1 protein-coding gene is annotated in these 1308 nt (G+C 61.8%); it reads left to right on the top strand.

Annotated elements, in window-relative coordinates; translation table 11 throughout:
* Positions 1–1308, top strand: a 1308-nt coding sequence (locus tag EOA32_RS37270; RefSeq protein ID WP_145971518.1) for a relaxase/mobilization nuclease domain-containing protein, incomplete at both ends; no start/stop codon positions are given.

Here is a 1308-nt window from a genome sequence, read left to right as displayed (position 1 = left end):
TCCTTGCGACGAGCGCTGCGCAAAAGGCATTCCTGGAGACTTTTTGCGAGACATTCGAACCGCCGCTGGAAAATACCAATTTTATTGAAGTACGTTTCGAACTGACGGGCGAGGTTACTGACAATGCATTGAGCGAGGGGCTGAACCAGGCATTTGGGTCAAAGCCATTCGTCTATGCGCGGGACGGCCAGACCGTGGAGGTCTACGCGCACACCGATGAACGCGCGGCGCCCCTTGCCAAGGTGCTCGCGGGCCGCCGGGAGAATTCACGCAGCAAGGCGCTCGACAGAATAGAGGCGCGGTTGTCCGAGGGCATGGCTGCATCCGGCGTTGCGGCTACAGCCGAGGTGACCGCCGCCGTCGGCCATGAACGCAAAGCGACGTATTTCCTGCAGAAGTTCATCCGTACGCACAGGCAAGTTCGCCATGCGAATGGCGAACCAGTTCGGGGAATAAAGAACCCCGCCAAGGCAGCGGCGTCGGTCTATGAACAATGGCGTCCCCAGCTTTCAGGCCGTGAGCGCCGCAATGCCTATCACCTGCTTTTTTCGGCGAGGGCCGGCACCGACGCCAACGCCGTCATGGCTGCGGCGCGCGCCGTGATCGAGGAGCGCGCGCCGGGATACAAATTCGCCCTGGCGCATCACAAGGACACCAAGCATGTTCATATCCATGCGATGGTGCAGGCACGGTCAGCCGACGGTGAGCGGCTGAAGTTCTACAAGCCAGATCTCCTGGCCTGGCGCGAGACGTTTGCGGAGAAAGCACGCGAGAACGGCATTGCGATGGTCGCGACGCGGCGGATGGATCACGCGATGACGCGGCCCTTCACAAAGGAGCATGCCGGAGCTTATAGCCGGGCCCAGCGTGATCCTCGCTATCAAGTCAGCGCAAAGACGATCGAGCGGGTTGAGGCCAAACGGCAGCGCCGGATCGATCAGCAGGCGCTTGTCGCCAACGGTGATACAATCGCGGCCGCGTGGCAAAAGACCGTCACTGCGATGCGCGCGGTTGGCGTGGTGGGTCAGGCGCTTACAGCGGCCGAGTCGATCGGCAACACCATTCGTCAGTTCCATCACCATCGAGCCGGGGCGGGACAGGCACGACCTGCCGGGCAGCGCGGAGCCGACCAGCCGGCGCAAACGTCTTTCCTGTCCCATCCCGGTATGAGAGAATTGAACGCACTGATAGGAGATTTGGATATGGCGCAGACCCCCCTGGAAATGCGGCGTCAGATGGCCCGCATCAATCAGGCGTTCGACAACATGCGCGAGACGCTGCCGCCGGCGCAGCAAACGCAGTTCGAGC

Origin of the sequence: Mesorhizobium sp. M1A.F.Ca.ET.072.01.1.1 (assembly GCF_004023325.1) — a bacterium.
In the GTDB taxonomy this organism is placed as follows: Bacteria; Pseudomonadota; Alphaproteobacteria; order Rhizobiales; family Rhizobiaceae; genus Mesorhizobium.
This window is presented reverse-complemented; position numbering and strand designations above follow the sequence as displayed.